Annotated in this window: 22 protein-coding genes; 18 read left to right on the plus strand and 4 right to left on the minus strand. The window is 31.8% G+C overall.

Going from position 1 to position 18,841, the window contains the following annotated elements:
* Positions 1-4: 4 nt before the first annotated feature.
* Together H4V97_RS01250 and fahA are read right to left on the minus strand one after the other, a co-directional pair.
* Positions 5-622 carry a GNAT family N-acetyltransferase gene (locus tag H4V97_RS01250; RefSeq protein ID WP_209548703.1) on the minus strand — a complete coding sequence of 206 codons (618 nt, stop codon included), beginning with the start codon at positions 620-622 and terminating at the stop codon, positions 5-7.
* Positions 623-1,387: 765 nt separating this feature from the next.
* Positions 1,388-2,671 carry a fumarylacetoacetase gene (gene fahA, locus H4V97_RS01255; RefSeq protein ID WP_209548704.1) on the minus strand — a complete coding sequence of 428 codons (1,284 nt, stop codon included), beginning with the start codon at positions 2,669-2,671 and terminating at the stop codon, positions 1,388-1,390.
* Positions 2,672-2,778: 107 nt separating this feature from the next.
* On the opposite strand from fahA, the gene glyA reads away from it, so the two are divergent.
* The 9 genes from glyA (at position 2,779) to H4V97_RS01300 (ending at position 11,513) form a co-directional block, all read left to right on the plus strand.
* Complete coding sequence (gene glyA, locus H4V97_RS01260; RefSeq protein WP_196849558.1) at positions 2,779-4,053, plus strand: serine hydroxymethyltransferase; 1,275 nt, start codon at positions 2,779-2,781, stop codon at positions 4,051-4,053.
* Positions 4,054-4,168: 115 nt separating this feature from the next.
* The gene (locus H4V97_RS01265; RefSeq protein ID WP_073206106.1) at positions 4,169-4,762 is read left to right on the plus strand and encodes a tRNA-(ms[2]io[6]A)-hydroxylase; all 594 of its coding nucleotides are present in this window, start codon (positions 4,169-4,171) and stop codon (positions 4,760-4,762) included.
* A gap of 199 nt (positions 4,763-4,961) precedes the next feature.
* The gene (locus tag H4V97_RS01270; protein ID WP_209548705.1) at positions 4,962-5,522 is read left to right on the plus strand and encodes a helix-turn-helix domain-containing protein; all 561 of its coding nucleotides are present in this window, start codon (positions 4,962-4,964) and stop codon (positions 5,520-5,522) included.
* 35 nt (positions 5,523-5,557) lie between these two features.
* A complete protein-coding gene (locus tag H4V97_RS01275) occupies positions 5,558-6,010 on the plus strand; it encodes a response regulator (protein WP_231385413.1) in 453 nt (150 codons plus the stop codon).
* A 10-nt stretch (positions 6,011-6,020) separates the two neighbouring features.
* Complete coding sequence (locus tag H4V97_RS01280; RefSeq protein WP_209548706.1) at positions 6,021-7,817, plus strand: ATP-binding protein; 1,797 nt, start codon at positions 6,021-6,023, stop codon at positions 7,815-7,817.
* 26 nt (positions 7,818-7,843) lie between these two features.
* Entirely contained in the window at positions 7,844-8,341 is a 498-nt protein-coding gene (locus tag H4V97_RS01285; RefSeq protein WP_209548707.1) for a GNAT family N-acetyltransferase, read from the plus strand.
* A gap of 138 nt (positions 8,342-8,479) precedes the next feature.
* Positions 8,480-9,574 carry an efflux RND transporter periplasmic adaptor subunit gene (locus H4V97_RS01290; RefSeq protein WP_209548708.1) on the plus strand — a complete coding sequence of 365 codons (1,095 nt, stop codon included), beginning with the start codon at positions 8,480-8,482 and terminating at the stop codon, positions 9,572-9,574.
* Positions 9,574-10,830, plus strand: a complete 1,257-nt coding sequence (locus H4V97_RS01295; RefSeq protein ID WP_209548709.1) for an ABC transporter permease — start codon at positions 9,574-9,576, stop codon at positions 10,828-10,830. Before H4V97_RS01290 ends, H4V97_RS01295 begins: the two co-directional genes overlap by 1 nt.
* 2 nt (positions 10,831-10,832) lie before the next feature.
* Complete coding sequence (locus H4V97_RS01300; protein WP_209548710.1) at positions 10,833-11,513, plus strand: ABC transporter ATP-binding protein; 681 nt, start codon at positions 10,833-10,835, stop codon at positions 11,511-11,513.
* Between the two features lie 2 nt (positions 11,514-11,515).
* Here the strand turns inward: H4V97_RS01300 and H4V97_RS01305 are convergent, their stop codons facing one another.
* Both H4V97_RS01305 and H4V97_RS01310 read right to left on the minus strand, forming a co-directional pair.
* Positions 11,516-12,085, minus strand: a complete 570-nt coding sequence (locus H4V97_RS01305; protein WP_209548711.1) for a pentapeptide repeat-containing protein — start codon at positions 12,083-12,085, stop codon at positions 11,516-11,518.
* 116 nt (positions 12,086-12,201) lie between these two features.
* Entirely contained in the window at positions 12,202-12,636 is a 435-nt protein-coding gene (locus H4V97_RS01310) for a DUF6526 family protein (protein ID WP_209548712.1), read from the minus strand.
* Between the two features lie 687 nt (positions 12,637-13,323).
* Between H4V97_RS01310 and H4V97_RS01315 the strand changes: the two genes are divergently transcribed.
* From H4V97_RS01315 to H4V97_RS01355, 9 genes are all read left to right on the plus strand, one after another.
* Entirely contained in the window at positions 13,324-14,625 is a 1,302-nt protein-coding gene (locus H4V97_RS01315) for a phage integrase SAM-like domain-containing protein (RefSeq protein WP_209548713.1), read from the plus strand.
* Positions 14,626-14,662: 37 nt separating this feature from the next.
* Positions 14,663-15,349 (plus strand): hypothetical protein, encoded by a 687-nt coding sequence (locus H4V97_RS01320; protein WP_209548714.1) that lies wholly within the window; start codon positions 14,663-14,665, stop codon positions 15,347-15,349.
* Positions 15,350-15,446: 97 nt separating this feature from the next.
* A complete protein-coding gene (locus H4V97_RS01325; protein WP_209548715.1) occupies positions 15,447-15,728 on the plus strand; it encodes a helix-turn-helix domain-containing protein in 282 nt (93 codons plus the stop codon).
* Between the two features lie 4 nt (positions 15,729-15,732).
* The gene (locus tag H4V97_RS01330) at positions 15,733-16,272 is read left to right on the plus strand and encodes a hypothetical protein (RefSeq protein ID WP_209548716.1); all 540 of its coding nucleotides are present in this window, start codon (positions 15,733-15,735) and stop codon (positions 16,270-16,272) included.
* 10 nt (positions 16,273-16,282) lie between these two features.
* On the plus strand, positions 16,283-17,224 hold the full coding sequence (locus H4V97_RS01335; RefSeq protein WP_209548717.1) for a hypothetical protein: 942 nt from the start codon (positions 16,283-16,285) through the stop codon (positions 17,222-17,224).
* Between the two features lie 74 nt (positions 17,225-17,298).
* Positions 17,299-17,439, plus strand: a complete 141-nt coding sequence (locus tag H4V97_RS01340) for a hypothetical protein (protein ID WP_209548718.1) — start codon at positions 17,299-17,301, stop codon at positions 17,437-17,439.
* A gap of 16 nt (positions 17,440-17,455) precedes the next feature.
* Positions 17,456-18,127, plus strand: a complete 672-nt coding sequence (locus H4V97_RS01345; RefSeq protein WP_209548719.1) for a hypothetical protein — start codon at positions 17,456-17,458, stop codon at positions 18,125-18,127.
* A 131-nt stretch (positions 18,128-18,258) separates the two neighbouring features.
* Positions 18,259-18,558, plus strand: coding sequence for a hypothetical protein (locus H4V97_RS01350; protein ID WP_209548720.1), 300 nt, complete (start codon positions 18,259-18,261; stop codon positions 18,556-18,558).
* Positions 18,558-18,824 carry a hypothetical protein gene (locus H4V97_RS01355; RefSeq protein WP_209548721.1) on the plus strand — a complete coding sequence of 89 codons (267 nt, stop codon included), beginning with the start codon at positions 18,558-18,560 and terminating at the stop codon, positions 18,822-18,824. Before H4V97_RS01350 ends, H4V97_RS01355 begins: the two co-directional genes overlap by 1 nt.
* Positions 18,825-18,841: the final 17 nt, after the last annotated feature.

Here is an 18,841-nt window from a genome sequence, read left to right on the forward strand (position 1 = left end):
GATATTATTTTTTTAAAAATAAGGCTTCCTTAATTAATTTTAATCTGTCGAGAACTCTCACGTTAAATGGGTGTTTTGGCGGATTTTTCGGTTTCTCTTTTGGGTCATACAACATTCCAGTACACAAACACATCTTGTTTTCTTTGCTTTGCAAAATTTCGTAATTGGTGCAGGTTTTGCAACCCGACCAAAAAGTAGGATCGCTAGTCAATTCCGAAAAAGGTACTGGTTTATAACCCAAATCCGAATTGATTTTCATAACCGCCAAACCAGTGGTGATTCCAAATATCTTAGCGTCCGGGTATTTCTCCAAAGAATATTCAAATACTTTTGATTTGATTTGTTTGGCTAAGCCTAAATTTCTGTAATCAGGATGAACGATTAAACCAGAATGTGCCACAAATTTCCCGTGCTGCCAACTTTCGATATAACAAAAACCAGCAAATTTCCCGTTGTCTAATGCGATAACGGCATCTTTAGTTTCCATCTTTTTCTGGATGTAATCAGGAGTTCTTTTTGCAATTCCCGTACCTCTCAATAAAGCAGATTGCTCAATGGTATCGCATATTTCTTGGGAATATTTATAGTGTTCTTCCTGAGTTATAATGATAGATATATTCATTTCAAGAGTTGAATTTTTGAGTTAAAAAATGAGTTGTCAGTTTGTTTTGAAACGCATTATTCCTCCCATTAAAATTAAAACTAAAATACGAATTTATAGTCCAATAAATTGAATAGCAACTAATAAGTAATAGTGAGATAATGATTTTGGAATATACTATTCCAACGGGAAATAAATGTGATTTCAAAACGGTAAAATGAAAAATGAATAAAAATAAAACAAAACACTTGTGGAAACTATACCAATAGCATCCGTACTTCGGGAGAAGTAGTCGGTTTGTTTGTCCGTGAGATAGGAGTTATATTTATACTAGTGTTATTCATTGGGGCAAAAGTACACTAATTTTCATTGCACCATACTAATTTTGCGTTTTCTAACAAAATTTTAATGCATTGTTGTATTTTTTAGGAGCTATCGAAACCAGCTATTCGTTGCAAGTTTATTTGTTTCAGTATGTTTTTGTAAGCACTCAAAGAAGCATCTCCCGAAGCCTCGAGAGTTGCACTTTTAGGACAACAAAAAACAATCCTTTTACTGCATAAAACTTTCCACTGCTATCTAAATTAAAACATATTATTGTACCTACTTTACTTTACAGATTAGTAGGGAAAAATGTAGATAAATATTGAAAGAGAAATCAAAGTTGCTAAAACATCAGATAATTAATTATTGAGAATTAGATGACGAACTGACCTCATTACCATAAACCTAAAAAACTCCGAAAGTTTACACTTTTGGAGTTTTTTAGGTTTATTTTTTAGTTATTCATTTTCTCACAAATGGCGGAAGAAGTTTACTGGAAACTTCGCCAAAACCAATTCTAAGATGTCCGTTTTGGCAAAATCCTTTCATGATTACGGTGTCGTTGTCATTTATGAATTTACGTTCTGTTCCATCATTCAATTTTATTGGGTTTTTACCTCCCCAAGACAATTCTAACATCGAACCATAACTATCAGGAGTTGGTCCGGAAATGGTTCCTGAACCCATCATATCGCCTGAATTCACTCGGCAACCATTAGAAGTATGATGCGCTAATTGTTGGCACATTGACCAATATAAATATTTAAAATTAGAATTAGAAACAACAGTTGGTTCTCCATTCTCGGGCTGGATAGCGACTTCTAAATTTATATCAAAAGAATGTTTTCCTTTTTGTTGTAAATAAGGCAATGGAGTTGGTTCTTGTTTTGGACCTTTTGTTCTAAAAGGTTCCAAAGCATCCATCGTAACAATCCAAGGTGAAATAGATGTAGCAAAGTTTTTTGCCAAGAAGGGTCCAAGTGGCACATATTCCCATTTTTGAATATCGCGGGCGCTCCAGTCATTCAATAAAACCATTCCAAAAATATAATCTTCGGCTTCTGTTACTGAAATGTTTTCACCCATTATATTGACATCGGTAGTGATAAATGCAGTTTCTAATTCGAAATCCACAAGACGGGAAGGTCCAAAAACAGGTGTCGTTTCGCCATTTGGCAACGTTTGTCCCATAGGTCTGTGAACAGGAATCCCTGAAGGAACAATAGTAGAACTTCTACCGTGATAGCCTACAGGAATATGAAGCCAGTTTGGCAACAATGCATTTTCTGGATCACGAAACATTTTCCCTACATTAGTCGCATGTTCTTTACTGGAATAGAAATCAGTATAGTCACCTATAAGTACTGGCAATTGCATTTCAACATCTTCAATTTTGAAAATTATGATACCACAATCTTTTTCCGAATCACGTAATTTTGGATTTTTTTCGTCAAAAATATCAGCAATACGGTTTCGAACCAATCGCCACGTTTTTTGTCCATCGGAAATAAAATCATTCAAAGTATCTTGCATGAACATGTCATCTGTCAACTCAATACCTTCAAAGTAGTTTAATTGTTGCAGAGCTCCTAAGTCAATTGCAAAATCTCCAATTCGAGTTCCTACAGTTACAACGTTTTCTATCGTAAGAAAAACGCCAAAAGGTATATTTTGAATTGGGAAGTCACTATTAGCGGGTACTTCTAACCAAGATTTTCTATTAGTATCGTTAGCTGTTATAGGCATGATGTGTTAATTATTTTGTTGAAAATTACATGTCAAATATATTATAATCTAACTATTAACCAAACGTTTTTTTGTATTTTTGCATCATATTAACGAAAATCAAAGAAATGCAACGCGACGAACAAATTTTTGACCTTATTCTAGAAGAACAAGAAAGACAAATTCACGGATTAGAACTTATTGCCTCAGAAAACTTTGTCAGTGATGAAGTAATGGAAGCAGCTGGTTCAGTTTTAACTAATAAATATGCCGAAGGATATCCTGGCAAAAGATACTACGGAGGTTGCGAAGTAGTTGATGTAATCGAACAAATTGCTATTGATAGAGCCAAAGAATTATTTGGTGCTGCCTATGCAAATGTGCAACCACACTCTGGTTCACAAGCCAATACAGCGGTTTACCATGCTTGTATTAAACCCGGAGACAAAATTTTAGGGTTTGATTTATCTCATGGTGGACATTTGACTCACGGTTCTCCTGTAAATTTTTCAGGACGTTTATATTCTCCTTCATTTTACGGTGTAGATAAGGAAACAGGAAGGTTAGATTATGATAAAATTCAAGAAATAGCCACTAGAGAGCAACCAAAACTAATCATTGCGGGAGCTTCGGCATATTCTCGTGATATGGATTTTGAGCGTTTTAGAGTAATTGCTGATAGTGTTGGAGCAATTTTATTGGCTGATATTTCTCACCCGGCAGGGCTAATTGCCAAAGGTTTGATGAATGATCCTTTGCCTCATTGTCATATTGTAACAACTACCACTCACAAAACGTTGCGTGGTCCTCGTGGAGGTTTAATTTTGATGGGGAAAGATTTCGAAAACCCATTTGGTTTAACCACTCCAAAAGGAGAAATAAGAATGATGTCTTCGTTATTGGATTTAGCTGTTTTCCCTGGAAACCAAGGTGGTCCATTAATGCACATTATTGCTGCCAAAGCGGTTGCTTTTGGTGAAGCTTTGAAAGATGAATTTTTCACTTACGCTTTACAATTGCAAAAAAATGCAAATGCCATGGCAGATGCTTTTGTAAAAAGAGGATATGAAATTATTTCAGGCGGAACGGACAATCACATGATGTTGATTGATTTAAGAAACAAAAATATTTCTGGAAAAGATGCTGAAAACGCATTGGTACGAGCAGAAATTACCGTTAATAAAAATATGGTTCCATTTGATGATAAATCACCATTTGTGACTTCAGGAATTCGTGTGGGAACTCCGGCTATAACCACTCGTGGTCTGGTTGAAGAAGACATGGAAACTATCGTGGAGCTTATTGACCGAGTGCTAATGAATCATACTAACGAAGATATCATCGAAGAAGTAGCTAATGAAGTAAACGAAATGATGAGCGAAAGAGCTATTTTCGTATACTAATACAATAGTCTTAAAATTTTTAAAGTCGAAAGTCGAAAGTCTGGAAAAGAAATTTGTATGTTCTTTTTTAGTTTTGACTTTCGACTTTTGACTTTCAACTTTTAAACTAAAAAAAATGTCTGTACTAAGATTAAAATTGCCAACTGATCCAAGATGGGTGAATATTGTTGAAAAAAATATTGAAGAAATTTTGACGGATCACGCTTGGTGCGAACAAAAAGCTGCTACAAATGCTATTACAATTATCACTAATAACTCGGAGCATCAAGATTTAGTTCAGGATTTATTGGCTTTAGCCAAAGAAGAAATTGACCATTTTGAACAAGTCCATAATATCATAATTAAACGTGGATTGAAGTTAGGGCGCGAGCGCAAAGACGATTATGTAAACGAATTGTATTTGTATATGAAAAAAAGTGGGAATGGCAGCAGAGTTTCCAGTTTGGTCGAACGGTTATTGTTTTCGGCTATGATTGAAGCTCGAAGTTGTGAACGTTTCAAAGTGCTTTCAGAAAATATCCAAGATGAAGAATTGTCAATATTTTATCGGGATTTGATGGAAAGTGAAGCAGGACATTATACGACTTTTATCACATATGCCCGAAAGTACGGAGTAGGAGTAGATGTGGAAAAACGTTGGCGAGAATGGATTGAATTTGAAGCTTCCATTATTGAAAACTATGGAAAAAATGAAACGATACACGGCTAAATTCTAGAATGTTTTGTTAATATTAAGAATTTACCCTCTTTTTTTAATTTTTTAAATCAATTATAAACCAGCTGTTTATAATTGATTTTGTTTTCTATTGACAGTATTTTTGTTATTAATTGAAGTTATTGGTTACCGATTTATAATTTTTGATTTACATTTATATTTTTAAATTTAACCTTAATAATTAATAATTGCAATGAAGCTGAATTATAATTATGATGGAAATGTTGCTTGCAGAACAATATTACAAGATCAATTAGAAAAATTAGATATTAATTATCAATTGCTGGAATTAGGTCAAATTGAAATTAGTGATACTATATCTGAAGCTTGCTTTGAGGAACTTCAAACTTCACTCAACAGATACGGTATTCATATTATCGATAATCCAAAAGGTCAATTAATTCAAAAAATTAAGGATGCAATTGTAGAAATTGTATATGAAAAAGATAAATTTCCTAATACCACAATTTCTCAATATCTATCGGATAAATTGAATTATAGATATGGTTATATTACTAATGTTTTCTCAGAATATACGTACACTTCGATAGAAAATTTTATTATTATTCAGAAAATTGAAAGAGCAAAAAAGTTAATTATGGATGAAAAATTAAGTTTAACTGAAATCTCTTATGAATTAAATTACAGCAGTGTGGCTTATTTGTCAACTCAATTTAAAAAAGTGACGGGATTAACGCCTACCATGTTTAAAAGAGTTGTTGACAAAAGAAGGAAATTAGCCAATAATGAATAAATATAAAATCACCTAAATAATACCTCAAATATTCTATGATTACACATCAAGATCCAATGCATATTCTTTTAGCGGATGACGACGAAGATGATCGCACTTTTTTTAGTGAAGCTATAATGGAGCTTAAAATGGATAATAAGTTGACTTTATTTAAAGATGGTAAAGGTTTGATGGATTATTTAGTAGATCCTGATATCCTATTGCCTCATATTTTATTTCTGGATTTAAATATGCCGGGAAAAACAGGAATCGATTGTCTAAAAGAAATTAGAGCAAATACTCGTTTTAAAGATGTTTCAGTGGCGATATATTCCACATCATCGTCGGAAAAAGATATAGAAGACACCTTTATTGAGGGTGCTAATATTTATATAAAAAAACCAAATGACTTTTCTATGCTAAAAAAAGTAATAAAGGAAGTCATCAATATGAATTGGCAATTTCATACGTCAGGATTAAATATAGAAACCTTTTTCTTCAGCATTTAAAAAGGAACAGATGAAATTTTCAGGATTATTTAAAAATTCTCAAGTATTCAAATTAGCCTTAATTGTTGCTATCCTTGTTGTTTGTTATTTTGGTTCCAAATTTTTCTCGCAAATGCAAAAACTCAACTCAACACTTGAATTAATTGCAAAATCCAATGAAACCCAACTTGAATTAGAAAAACTTTTATCGATAATAAATAGTTACGATTATAGTTTGCGAAATTATATTATTACTAAAGATGATTCTTATTTAGAGGACCGCTTTTTGAATAGAGGCATAATTGAAAAAGGTATAAAAAAACTAAAGCTCTTAACTGCAAATGATTCTATAAGACATAAAGATATTCTAACATTTGAAAAACTGATAAACTACAGGTTCAAATTATTTAGGGATACCTATATTGCTGTTAAAAGTAGTAATTTGGATAAAAGGGGACTTGATTATAAGTTGATGAGGAGTAATGATTACACTGAAAAGATGAAATTATTTGTTTACAAAATCATTTATTCAGAAAGATTAAAAACTAAGTTTCAAAATTCGAACCATCAATTTGAACTTCAAGATTCATTAATAACAGCTTTTCTATTAATTATTCTGTCCCTTTTAATCTTGTTGCTGTCCTTTAATAAAACCAATATCGATATCGAGGAACTTAAGCAAGCAAATGATAAACTAATGTTACTGAATGAATCATTCAATACGGCTGAAAAAACGGCTGGTTTTGGACACTGGATGGTTAATTTAGAAACAAATAAGTACACTTTTTCAGATAATTTGTATAGGCTTATGGGGGTTGAACCCAATGCATTTGAACCCAATGTAGAAAATTCAATAAAATACTTTCATCCGGATGATTTGGAGCATGCAAAAAAATTACATACAGATTCTTTAAAAAAACAGGAGGCTACTTCGTTTTTTTTTAGGTATTTAACTCCTGATAATGAGGTAAGGCATATTATGGCTGTTGGTAGTTTTACGAAAGACGGAAATGGAGATTTGATAAAAATAGGGGTGAATTATGATATCACAAATCAATATAAAAAAACACTTGAATTAGAGGAAAATAATAAAGAGTTAAAATATATAAATACAGAGCTTGAGTCCTTTAACAATATTGTAAGCCATGATTTACAGGAACCTCTTCGCAAGATTCAAATGTTTATTTCCAGATTAGAAGAAAAAGAATTTGATGCGCTTTCACAGCAAGGAAGAGACTATTTTTCAAAAATTAGAATTGCTGCTAATCGAATGCAAACCTTGCTTATTGATTTAGTCAATTATTCCCGAACTATTAAAGGGGACAAAGTCTTTGTTGAAACGGATTTAAACAAAATTCTTGTAGAAACGATACAAGATTTATCGACAAATGTCGAAGAGAAAAATGCAGTGATCCAAATTGGAAAATTACCCACGCTTAAAGCGATTCCTTTTCAACTTAAACAGCTTTTCATCAATTTAGTATCTAATTCACTTAAATACAGTAAAGACGATGTAATACCTCAAATTAGCATTACTTCTGATAAAATCACCCAAGAAGAAATGTTCGAAAATAAAATAGCAAATGAAACTGATTATTATAAAATTGTAATCACCGATAACGGAATTGGATTCAAACAAGAATTTGCAGAGAAAATATTTCTTTTATTCAAACGTTTAGAAACGGACCCAAAATATGCTGGAACCGGACTTGGATTGGCTATTTGTAGTCGAATTGTGGATAATCATAAAGGATTTATAAAAGTGAAAAGCGAACCCAACGCTGGGGCTAAATTTTCTATTTTCCTCCCCAAAGGAGATTTGGTTTAATTTTTTTAAGTTCGAAAAAATACAAAATGTTAATAATCTCAGAGGCAACAACTGCCGATTTTAAAACTATTCAAGAAATTGCTTTTCAATCTTGGCCAGATACTTATGGCGCAATTTTATCCAAAGAACAAATTGAGTATATGCTTGATTTGTTTTATTCAGAGGAGACTTTGAGCGAAAATTTAAATAAAAAGGGACATCGTTTTATACTAGTTCATGATGCTGATATTTGTTTGGGATTTGCTTCCTATGAGCATAATTACTTGAATAAAAACGGTACTCGTCTTCACAAAATCTATTTGCTTCCTAAAGCCCAAGGAAAAGGAGCAGGGAAGTTATTAATAGACACGATTGAAAATTTAGCGAGAGAAAATCAGTCCATTGCTCTTTCATTAAATGTTAATCGATCCAATAAAGCCCTGACGTTCTATCAGAAAATGGGTTTCACAATTGTTTCCGAAGAAAATATTGAATTGGATTTTGGTTATTTAATGGAAGATTATGTAATGGAAAAACAGTTATAACTATTTGGTAAAATACTTTTTTAAATTTTTGTTTTTGCAGCTAATTATATAAAAATGAATCGGCAGTCACAGTGTATATTTTCGTACATTTGATAGTAAGAATTTATCCAAATGTATACTTGTTCAAATAAAAATAAAATGAGTTTAAAATCAATATCATTATTTTATATACTTATTTTTAGTCTAATATCTTGTTCCAAAAAAGATATTGAAGAAACTAAACCTACCTTAGGAGATGTTACAGAAAGTGTCTATGCATCTGGAGTTGTAAAAGCAGAAGGGCAATATACCGTTTATTCAACAGTGAACGGAACGCTACAAAAGATAAAAGTTACTGCAGGAGAATCGATAAACAAGGGACAAACACTATTTGAACTGGAAAATGAAAAAGCGGAATTAAACACGGAAAATGCTCGTTTAGCGTATCAATTAAGTCTGGAAAGTAATCGTTACATTCAGGATAAAATTGCTGAAATGGAAATGAAAGTACAGTCTGCCAAAGATAGATTAACCTTAGACGAATCCATTTACAACAGGAACAAGAATATAATAAACCAAGGTGGAATTTCGGAAGTTGATTTTGAGAGAGTAGAACTGGCTTATAAAAGTTCCAGAATCAATTACGAATCTACCAAAAAACAATTGACACAACTTAAAGCTCAATTACTAAATGAGCAAAATAGAAACAAAGTCAATCTGCAGATCAATCAGAAATCTCAAGGTGATTTTGGCATTAAAAGTGCCTTCTCCGGTCAATTATTTGATGTTTTAGTAAAAGAAGGAACATTGATTACTCCTCAAATTCCATTGGCAATCATTGGTAAAGCAAATTCTTTTTTATTAGAATTGGAAGTAGATGAAAATGATATGGTTCGTGTCACCATCGGGCAAAATGCTCTTGTGACGATGGATAGTTATAAAGGTCAGGTTTTTGAAGCAATTATTGATAAAATTTATCCAATAATGGTTGAACGTTCCCGCACCTTTAAAATTGAAGCACATTTTGTAGATCCTCCCAAAAAACTTTATCCGAACCTTACCGCAGAGGCTAATATCGTCATTAAAACCCAAAAAAAGGTGATGACTATTCCAAAGAAATATTTGATAAAAGAGGAATACGTTTTAGTTAACAAAGACGAGAAACGCAGAGTAAAAATAGGTTTGAGTGATTATGAAAAAGTAGAAATTTTAGACGGTTTGACCTCGGAAGAAACTATATATATGCCCAAATAATGAACTTTAAACTCATTTTAAATATTGCATTGCATCTTCTCCAGGCGAGGCTAAAACAGACCGTTGTCGCGGCTGTTGGGGTCACTTTTAGTATTGCTATGTTTATTTCTTTGGTGAGTTTTATGAATGGTTTAAATGATTTGTTGGACGGATTAATGTTGAACAGAACACCGCATATTCTTTTGTATAATGAAATAAAACCTTCAGAAAACCAACCAATAACATTATCAGAAACCTACAAGAATAAATCTAATTTCATTCATTCCATAAAACCAAAAGATATTGGGAAATCCATTTATAACAGTAAATCGATTATTAATTATTTAAAAAAGGATTCTCGTATTATCGATGTGGCACCAAAAATAACTACTCCAGTATTTTTTAATTCAGGTACCATTGAGATTTCCGGTGTAATCAACGGAATTGATATTCAAGCAGAAGAAAAATTATTTAAATTGAGCGATTATATAATTGATGGAAAAATTGCTGATTTATCTGAAAACAACAGTATAATAATAGGAAAAGGATTAGCTGATAAAATGCTGCTTGTAAAAGGAGATGTCATAAAAATCACTTCTTCGAAAGGGAATTTGGCTTCTTTGAAAATTGTTGGTATTTCACAAATTGGAATTGCTGATATTGACAATACCATGAGCTACACATCATTGGCGACAGCGCAAAAAATACTTGGAGAGCCTACTAAATATATTACAGACATTCAAATCAAATTATATGATATGGTTTCGGCTCCAACTGTCGCCAAAGAGTTTCACAACAAATTCAATCTCGATACGATAGATTATCAAACGGCTAATTCCCAATTTGAAACCGGAAGTACGGTGCGAACAATAATTTCCTATGCCGTAGGATGTGTATTATTGATTGTGGCTGGTTTTGGAATTTATAATATTTTGAATATGATGATTTATGAAAAAATGGACAGTATTGCCATCCTTAAAGCCACAGGTTTTTCAGGCAGCGATGTGAAATGGATTTTTATTTCACTATCTATAATTATAGGGTTATCAGGAGGATTATTCGGATTGCTGTTTGGATATATTTTTTCCTCTATTATTGATGTTATTCCCTTTGAAACAGCGGCTTTACCTACCGTAAAAACGTATCCGATAAACTATAATCCAATATTTTATATTATAGGAATCGTGTTTGCATTATTTACGACCATTATAGCAGGACTTTTCCCTGCTTTAAAAGCCAGTAAAGTAGATCCCGTAGAAATTATCAGAGGAAAATAAGTATGGAAAATAATAAAGTTCTTGAAACTATTGGTTTAAATAAATATTTCTACGATCCTGTAAAATTTCAGGTGCTTTCAGAAATAAACATGAGCATAAATCACGGTGAGTTTGTTTCAATTGTAGGGAAATCAGGTTGTGGGAAATCGACTTTGTTATATTTACTTTCCACTATGGATACGGATTATGACGGTGAAATATATATTCACAACGAACTTGTTACTGGAAAAACAGACAAAGAATTAGCCTTAATTCGGAATGAAAAAATTGGTTTTGTATTCCAATTTCATTATTTGCTTGCGGAGTATAATGTCCTAAAAAACGTAATGCTTCCTGGTCTAAAATTGGGTAAATTCTCTAATCAGGAACTCGAACATCGCGCAATGGAGCATTTGAAAACATTGGATATGGAAGATCAAGCCTTGAAAATGCCCAATCAATTGAGTGGCGGACAAAAGCAACGGGTAGCTATTGCAAGAGCTTTAATCAACGATCCCTTACTCATTATGGGAGATGAACCCACAGGAAATTTGGACAAGAAAAACAGCGATTTAGTTTTTGATATTTTTAATAAATTGACTCAGGAACAAAACCAAACTTTATTGGTTGTTACCCATGACACTGATTTTGCTGAAAGAACAAATCGAATCATTACTATGGAAGACGGAAAAATTATTTCTTAACATTATTGAACTTTAATTTCATGTTTATAAAGCAATCCTTTTATTCCTTCTAATGAAAATACAGCTTTCTTAATTTTTGTTTTGGTAGGGTCAATGATGTAATTGTAACTTGTTTTGAAATTGGCTTTATTAGCAATTGCTTTCGCAAATTCAGATCGGTATAAATCACAATTATCAAAAACGACTTCGGTTAAATCTGTACTCATAAAATCTACAGCAACAATACTACAATTGGAAAACGAAGTTCCTTTGATTTTCAGCGTATAAAATTTGGAGAAATCCAAGTTACAATCTTTAAAATGAACTTCGAAAATTAGTTTATCACACATTGCAAAATTAACCTCTCTTAGTTCGCAATGATTGAAAAATACGGTTCTTAAAGCCACATGATTTATTTGGGCGCCAGTAAAAATGCAATCATTAAAAATACAATCGATAAAAGTGACCGCTATGAAATTGCAACTAGAAAAATTACAGTTTGTAAAAGTACAGCATTCATATTCCTTAAAATTTATCTCTTCAGAATTATACGTCAGGTTGCGGTATTCAATGTCTAAAAAATATTCTGGCATGTACGGATTTAAAATTCGAATTTAGTATTGTAATAATTTCGAGCAAAGAAACAAAATTCCATAACGCCAAAAGCCTTTAATCAAAATAATTGTTTTAGAAAAATAGTTGTGAAATGTTAAACTCTATCAAAATCGCCTTTCCAGTTTACAATTGCTTTTTTAATTGCTTTTACTGAAAGATTTTCATTAACTGCTCTTTCTGTAAGCGGAACAAGTTCTTCATCAGGTGCAAATCGTAAAGCAAACAATTGATCATCATTCAAACGGTGTTCTAAATCTTCAAATTTTTCCCCTGTAATTGTAAAATAACGATACCTAAGTTCCAATCGCACAATACGGTTTTGCAAAGTCAATGCATAATGTTGGCGCAACATGAAAGCCAGACAAAACAGAACAATAAAAATTCCACTGATAAAAGTCCAAATCAATTTGTCTTCGGTGGTGCAACTAAAATACACGCTGAAGGCTAGAAATGTCATTATAATTGGATAATAAACAAAATGATGCGGTGGATAATACCGAATGTGATTTTTATAAGATTGTGATTCCATGAAAAGTGTTTTAAAAATTTAAAGGTAATCAAATGATCTAATTGTATTGCATCTACAAGTATTTCTTGTTTATAATTATTTTGCTTTTTAACATTTGTTATTCCATTACTAAAAGCAACTGAACTAAGTACCAGCCAAAACAAAAGTAATTTTCAACCAATAATTATTCACTTAGTAACGGAATGGATTCAAATTTAAAAATAGATGATAATGGAAATAATAATTTAAAATAATACTGAATTACTGGCATTTGTAAAACGTGATGACGTTACAGCCAAACAGGGAACTGAAATTATTTGCAAAGCATTAAACGTAATTAGTATCTTTGAGAAAACCAATGATGAGTTAATTTATGTAACAGAATGGTTTATAAATAAATTTCGTCAAAGTGATGATGGATAAAGACTAAAAGTTGTGGGGAAATATTAAAATAAAAAATCCTTAAAATACTGATTATCAGTATAATTAAGGATTTTTAAAGTGACCTTGACTGAACTACTTTTAGTGCAAAAGCATATTTCGTTAATGTTTAGGTTTTATTGCAAATATACTTTTAAAATCAACATTTTCAGTCATTAAAACGTTTTATATCTTTTCATTTAATTTGCAATAGTTATTGTTTATTTGCATTTTGCCGTACAAGTACCGTACAAATGAATTATATTTGTACTGTTAATCTTTTCTACTATGGCAACTGTCAATTTTTTATATCGCTCAACTAAAGAAAAAGCAAGTTTACACTTACGTTTATTGTATCGTTTGAACGATGCTGATTTTGTTTTTGGCGCAAACACGAAGTTAGAAGTATTAAAAGATTATTGGAGCAAGCAGCACAAAAAAAAGTCTAAAGATATTGATATTACAAATATGCAGACTGAAGTAAATAACGAACTCAATAAAATTGAAAACCACATAATAAATTCATTCAATTCAATTAATCCGATTGAGATAAATAAAGAATGGCTTCAAAGCCAGATTGATTGGTATTACAACCCTCCTCAAGAAGCTGAATTATTACCTACAGAATTACTAAAGTATTTTGATTATTTCATTGAGTGTAAAAAGAATGAAATAACGGTTGGTACTTTGAAAAAATACAATGTTTCCAAGCATTTGCTGCAACGTTATGAACTTGAGAAAAAATCAAAGATTCAGATTGCAGATGTAAATGATAAATTCAGATTGGATTTTGAAAAATATTGTTTAAAAAATAATTATGCTCCAAATACAATTTCAAAGGATCTAAGGACTATCAAAACAGTTTGTAATCATGCTGGACATAATGGATTAAAGATCAGTCACCAGTTAGGAACTATTAAAACGCCTAACTATAAAATAGAAAAAATCTATTTAAACTTCGATGAGCTGCAAAAAATTGAAAACATTGACAAAAGGCGATTGAATGATAATTATGATAATGCGAAGGACTGGTTAATAATCAGTTGCTATACTGGGCAAAGAATATCAGATTTTATGCGTTTCACAAAAGACATGATTCGCTTAGAGAAAAACAAAGAAGGCGTTTTTAAGCCTTTTATTGAGTTTACTCAGGTTAAGACTGATAAAATTATGACAGTAGCATTACATCCAAAAGTTATGGCTATCCTGGAGAAAAGAGAAGGTAATTTTCCAAAGGTAATTTCGGATCCTAAATATAATCTCTACATAAAACAAGTATGCAGAATTGGCAAAATTACCCAGAAGATAAAAGGCAGTAAGTTAAGCGATATTAAAAAAGAAGACGAAACCGAAAAGAAGATGAAAGACAAAGAAGATGTTAAGCAATACCGTAAAGAATCCGGAATGTTCCCTAAATGGGAATTGATAACAAGCCATATTGGAAGACGTTCATTTGCTTCAAATTTTTACGGCACAATCCCAACAACCTATTTGATGAATGTTACCGGACATAGTACCGAAGCTATGTTTTTAAATTATTTAAGTAAAAGCAACAAAGATTTGGCCATGGAAATAACTAATTATTTTTAATAATAATTGTTTTAAGTATCAAAAATACCCGCAAAAAATGAAGAAAGAAGGAATTAATTTATTTACGTTTTTAAAGGAAACTAAATTTACATTCGACGATTACCAGATAGGTTACAATTATGAATTGAAATTATTTTTAGATGATTATGTTGACAATACCGAATTGTTTTTTATTAGAATGCAAAAATCAATTATTGATGGTCAATTAAAATCATTCAGTCAATATGTAAGTGAGTTAAAAGATGATGAAGGTAATTATGATGAAATATTAGATCTATTCCAGGCTACAATTGCTACGACAGACAAAATCTTAGAATTTTTCGAAAACAGGAAATTAACTATTGAAGCAAGTTCAAAACCTCAACAAAATGAACCTTTAGAGCCTGAGCAATTAGAGAGTTTTCACTTCGAAAACAACTTTGATAATATAGATGAAACCGTAATACTTAAATTTTTTAAAGAAAAGCTAGTGAAACCTAGATATCTAAAAAATGAGATTTTAGAAAGTTATTTGACCTTCGCATTTTATAAAAAAGAAATTCCGGAGGTTCGTTTTAATATTGATAATTTGAATACAAAAGATAAAATAATTAAAATATTTTATGAGTATTATAAAGTAGTTGCCGGCAAGCCCAGAGGTAAACAAATTGATTACGCAAAGCTTTTAGGTGACTATTTTGCTGGTTTTGATACTAAAACAGTTAGTTCAAATTTCAGTAAATAATACATAAATTACGAAAACAATACGTAATTAACTAATACATTTTTAAAAGCATACAAGTAGCTGTCATTTGCAAAGTATAACAACAATACTTTACAAAATGAGCGATCAAATTATTCTACAAGGTACAACGTCCGAAGCATTGGTAAACTTAATCAGTGAGGGCGTTAAAATTCAATTAGACAAATTTAAAAAAGAACTTGCAAATCCAGATCCAGACATTCTTTTGACTAGAGATGAAGCTTGTGAACTTCTTAAAATTAATTCTTCAACTCTGTGGCACTGGACCAATAAAGGCAAAGTGATTGCATACGGTATTGTCAACAGACGGTATTACAAGAGAGCTGAACTTTTAGCAGCAATTAAACCTTTGAAAGTATAAGGTTATGCAGCAAAAGAAATCACAAGCAACCAATCCCAAAACGGTAAGACATGTAAAATCTGAAGCTATTAAAGCTCTGGAACAACTTGCTTTTGAAAATCTTAAAAATAAGTTTCCTTCTTTTCCATTCCATCCAAAACCAAAATACAACGACAATACAACTAATCAGTTAACCAAAGCTGTGATTGCTTATATCCAATTGAAAGGCGGGCAAGCCGAAAGGGTAAATTCAACAGGCTTCATGAAAGATAACCGCAAAAATTCAACTGATATTTTAGGTCGCACTCGAAGTATTGGCAGTACTAAATGGATTCCCGGAACCGGAAAAACAGGAACTAGTGACATTCATAGTGTCATAAACGGTAAAAGTGTTAAGATTGAGATTAAATGCGCTGCTACAGCAGACAACAAACAATCAGAAGGACAAATTGCTTATCAAAAAGCAATTAAAGCCGCAGGGGGGATTTATTTAATTGTTAGGACTTTTCAAGATTTTTATTTATGGCTAAATGAATTTTGTACGGAAAACTGTAAAAACTCCTAAAACTAAAGCTATGGGTAAGAGACTACCATATTTTCAATTTGAAGTTGCTGAGTATCTCGCTGGCGATATCATGTTTTGTTCATTTGAAGCACAAGGACTATTTGTAAACATTATGGCTTTATATTGGCAAAAAGACTGTGAATTGCAGCTAGAACAGGCCATGAAAAGATTAAAAAGTAATCATCTTTTTGAAGAACTGATAAAAGAAAATATTATCAAAATCAATTCTGGAAAAATCACTATCAATTTTCTTGATGAACAGTACTCGAAGGCCTCGGATAAATCGCGTGTAAATTCTATGAATGGATCTTTAGGTGGAAGACCAAAAAAACAGACAGAAAGCGAAAATAAACCGAACGGTTATGATTCGGTTTCTAAAAGTAAAAGCGAAAAAAAGCCAATAAGAGAAGATAAGATAATAGAAGATGAAATAAAAGAAAGTATTCCTAACAAAGTTGTTGATTTAAAAAATCAACCTACCCATACCAGAATTGATTTTAATAAACTGGTTTCGTTTTTTAATGATAATAGAGGGATTTTGCCCGAGGTTAAAAAATTATCGGATGCAAGAAAAAAAAGAATTCAAGTGCTCGAAAAACAATATGGTAAAGAATGCATTCAAATTGCAATTGAGAAAGTCAGGGATTCCAATTTTTTACAAGGCAATAATAAAGACAACTGGACCGCGACTTTTGACTGGATATTTAACCCAACGAACTTTATAAAAATCATAGAGGACAATTATTTAAATAAAGATAATTCATTAAGATCAGGAGGAAATTTGCAGAATTCCGCTAACGATGCAGTAAACGAAATGTTTGGTGTTTCAAAACCAGTAAAAAGTCAATTTGTCTATAACCGTGAAAACGCACTCAAGGCCCTAAATAACAAAAAACAATACGTCTTTGATGCTGACAGGATTATAAATAATCAAACATTTAATACTGAATAAAGCACTAAAAGAAAAAAAAGTACACACCGGGCCGCGCGCCCAATTTAAAATTTAACCAATAAAATTAATATACCATGCAAGAAGGAAAGAACACAGCGGAAATTGAAGCTACACAAGCTCAAATCGATGCATTGCAGACAAAGCTTCAAAAGCTGCAACAAGACGAAAGCGAAGTAGATCAAGAAACCATCGATAATATGTTAAAACATATTTAATAATTAAAAAAAAACTATGAACGACACTAGAACACTAATAGAAGAAAACGCCCAGCTAGGGCAGGAAATAGCAAGAGATTTAATCCAGTACAAACCGGCACTTGCAGATCTGAAAAGAGCTTATGAAGCAATGGAGCTGGGTTTATTTTCTAATGAGATTTTTAAGACCTTAATATTGACAGGCCCCAGCAATACCGTTGCTTTTTACATTACAACTTTAAACGATCAACTTGACAGGCTCGGCATAACCTCAAGTACGATGCGCCTGAATACCATAACTGGCCATGACAAAATAATTGAAGATTTATCCCTAGCAGTTACTGCTGCAAAAGCATTTAGACCAATCACATACAGCCGTAGTGCTGAATTGTCTTTGAAATTTATTTCGTTTGATGAAGGAATTTTTATTGTTTCAGATGAAGATTACGACGCTATTTTAGAAAGTTTTTGCAGGACCTACATAACTGAAGATGAGAAGCCATTTTTGGAATTGGCAAAAGAATTAATGACGTCCTATAATAAATTTTTGGATGTTATAGATCAACAAAACATTGTAACAAATTCCAGATTGAGCTGTTTAGGATTGATATTTAGTGAAGATAGTTCACGTAAAGTTTGTATTGATGCTGGAAAACTCAAAGGATTAATAACCTACAAACAGCGTTTTGAACTAAATCGAGATATATAATCAAAGTAAATCAATAGAGGGTTTCCCAGTGCTGCAACCCTCTATTTTTTTGAATAATAATAAAAAATATCACACTATTAACTGAATTTATAAGAAACTTTTACAGTAAATAACCATAAAATACAATAATTATGTCAGGATTTAAAGGTACAAGAAACGTAAATGGACGTCCCAAAGGAGCGTTAAACAAAACTACTGCAGAAACAAAAGAGTTACTTCAAACAGTTTTAGGTAAAGAAGTAGAAAAATTAGGTTCTATGCTGGCAAAGTTAGATCCCCTTGACAGGATAAATGCAGTTACGAAACTATTAATTTTAATATTACCAAAGTCAATTGAAGTTAAAGCAGAGGTTACAGCAACCACAGTGGAAATGTCAGATGAGCAACGTAATGCGCGAATTGAATATTTAAAAAATAAACTACTAGAATAATGGAAATTTTCACCACAGAGGAACAGCTAGAACTCGAAACTTTATTTATTTGTAAATGGCAACAATTTATCTTTGGTACAATGCTCTTAGATAAAAACAATAATGAAGTTTTAATAAACGATTTGGATTTTGAAGATTTACTAAATTTTACATTTCCAAATAGTTACAGGGTAAATGATAAAACAATTATAGTTGATTATAATATTTTCAAAATATTGCAATTGAGATATTTTAGGTATAATGAAACCGTAAATGTTTTGGATTAATAAAAAACCCTCTCGGA

It is taken from the genome of Flavobacterium sp. CG_23.5 (genome assembly GCF_017875765.1).
Taxonomy (GTDB): domain Bacteria; phylum Bacteroidota; class Bacteroidia; order Flavobacteriales; family Flavobacteriaceae; genus Flavobacterium.

What these genes read in the sequence shown, in the direction of transcription:
- H4V97_RS01320 (WP_209548714.1), top strand. Translation starts at nt 14,663, where the DNA reads ATGAAGAAAGAAGGAATTAATTTATTTACGTTTTTAAAGGAAACTAAA.
- H4V97_RS01355 (WP_209548721.1), top strand. Translation starts at nt 18,558, where the DNA reads ATGGAAATTTTCACCACAGAGGAACAGCTAGAACTCGAAACTTTATTT.
- H4V97_RS01270 (WP_209548705.1), top strand. Translation starts at nt 4,962, where the DNA reads ATGAAGCTGAATTATAATTATGATGGAAATGTTGCTTGCAGAACAATA.
- H4V97_RS01275 (WP_231385413.1), top strand. Translation starts at nt 5,558, where the DNA reads ATGATTACACATCAAGATCCAATGCATATTCTTTTAGCGGATGACGAC.
- H4V97_RS01340 (WP_209548718.1), top strand. Translation starts at nt 17,299, where the DNA reads ATGCAAGAAGGAAAGAACACAGCGGAAATTGAAGCTACACAAGCTCAA.
- H4V97_RS01315 (WP_209548713.1), top strand. Translation starts at nt 13,324, where the DNA reads ATGGCAACTGTCAATTTTTTATATCGCTCAACTAAAGAAAAAGCAAGT.
- H4V97_RS01300 (WP_209548710.1), top strand. Translation starts at nt 10,833, where the DNA reads ATGGAAAATAATAAAGTTCTTGAAACTATTGGTTTAAATAAATATTTC.
- H4V97_RS01330 (WP_209548716.1), top strand. Translation starts at nt 15,733, where the DNA reads ATGCAGCAAAAGAAATCACAAGCAACCAATCCCAAAACGGTAAGACAT.
- H4V97_RS01295 (WP_209548709.1), top strand. Translation starts at nt 9,574, where the DNA reads ATGAACTTTAAACTCATTTTAAATATTGCATTGCATCTTCTCCAGGCG.
- H4V97_RS01310 (WP_209548712.1), bottom strand. Translation starts at nt 12,636, where the DNA reads ATGGAATCACAATCTTATAAAAATCACATTCGGTATTATCCACCGCAT.
- H4V97_RS01350 (WP_209548720.1), top strand. Translation starts at nt 18,259, where the DNA reads ATGTCAGGATTTAAAGGTACAAGAAACGTAAATGGACGTCCCAAAGGA.
- H4V97_RS01335 (WP_209548717.1), top strand. Translation starts at nt 16,283, where the DNA reads ATGGGTAAGAGACTACCATATTTTCAATTTGAAGTTGCTGAGTATCTC.
- H4V97_RS01290 (WP_209548708.1), top strand. Translation starts at nt 8,480, where the DNA reads ATGAGTTTAAAATCAATATCATTATTTTATATACTTATTTTTAGTCTA.
- fahA (WP_209548704.1), bottom strand. Translation starts at nt 2,671, where the DNA reads ATGCCTATAACAGCTAACGATACTAATAGAAAATCTTGGTTAGAAGTA.
- H4V97_RS01305 (WP_209548711.1), bottom strand. Translation starts at nt 12,085, where the DNA reads ATGCCAGAATATTTTTTAGACATTGAATACCGCAACCTGACGTATAAT.
- glyA (WP_196849558.1), top strand. Translation starts at nt 2,779, where the DNA reads ATGCAACGCGACGAACAAATTTTTGACCTTATTCTAGAAGAACAAGAA.
- H4V97_RS01250 (WP_209548703.1), bottom strand. Translation starts at nt 622, where the DNA reads ATGAATATATCTATCATTATAACTCAGGAAGAACACTATAAATATTCC.
- H4V97_RS01285 (WP_209548707.1), top strand. Translation starts at nt 7,844, where the DNA reads ATGTTAATAATCTCAGAGGCAACAACTGCCGATTTTAAAACTATTCAA.
- H4V97_RS01325 (WP_209548715.1), top strand. Translation starts at nt 15,447, where the DNA reads ATGAGCGATCAAATTATTCTACAAGGTACAACGTCCGAAGCATTGGTA.
- H4V97_RS01345 (WP_209548719.1), top strand. Translation starts at nt 17,456, where the DNA reads ATGAACGACACTAGAACACTAATAGAAGAAAACGCCCAGCTAGGGCAG.
- H4V97_RS01265 (WP_073206106.1), top strand. Translation starts at nt 4,169, where the DNA reads ATGTCTGTACTAAGATTAAAATTGCCAACTGATCCAAGATGGGTGAAT.
- H4V97_RS01280 (WP_209548706.1), top strand. Translation starts at nt 6,021, where the DNA reads ATGAAATTTTCAGGATTATTTAAAAATTCTCAAGTATTCAAATTAGCC.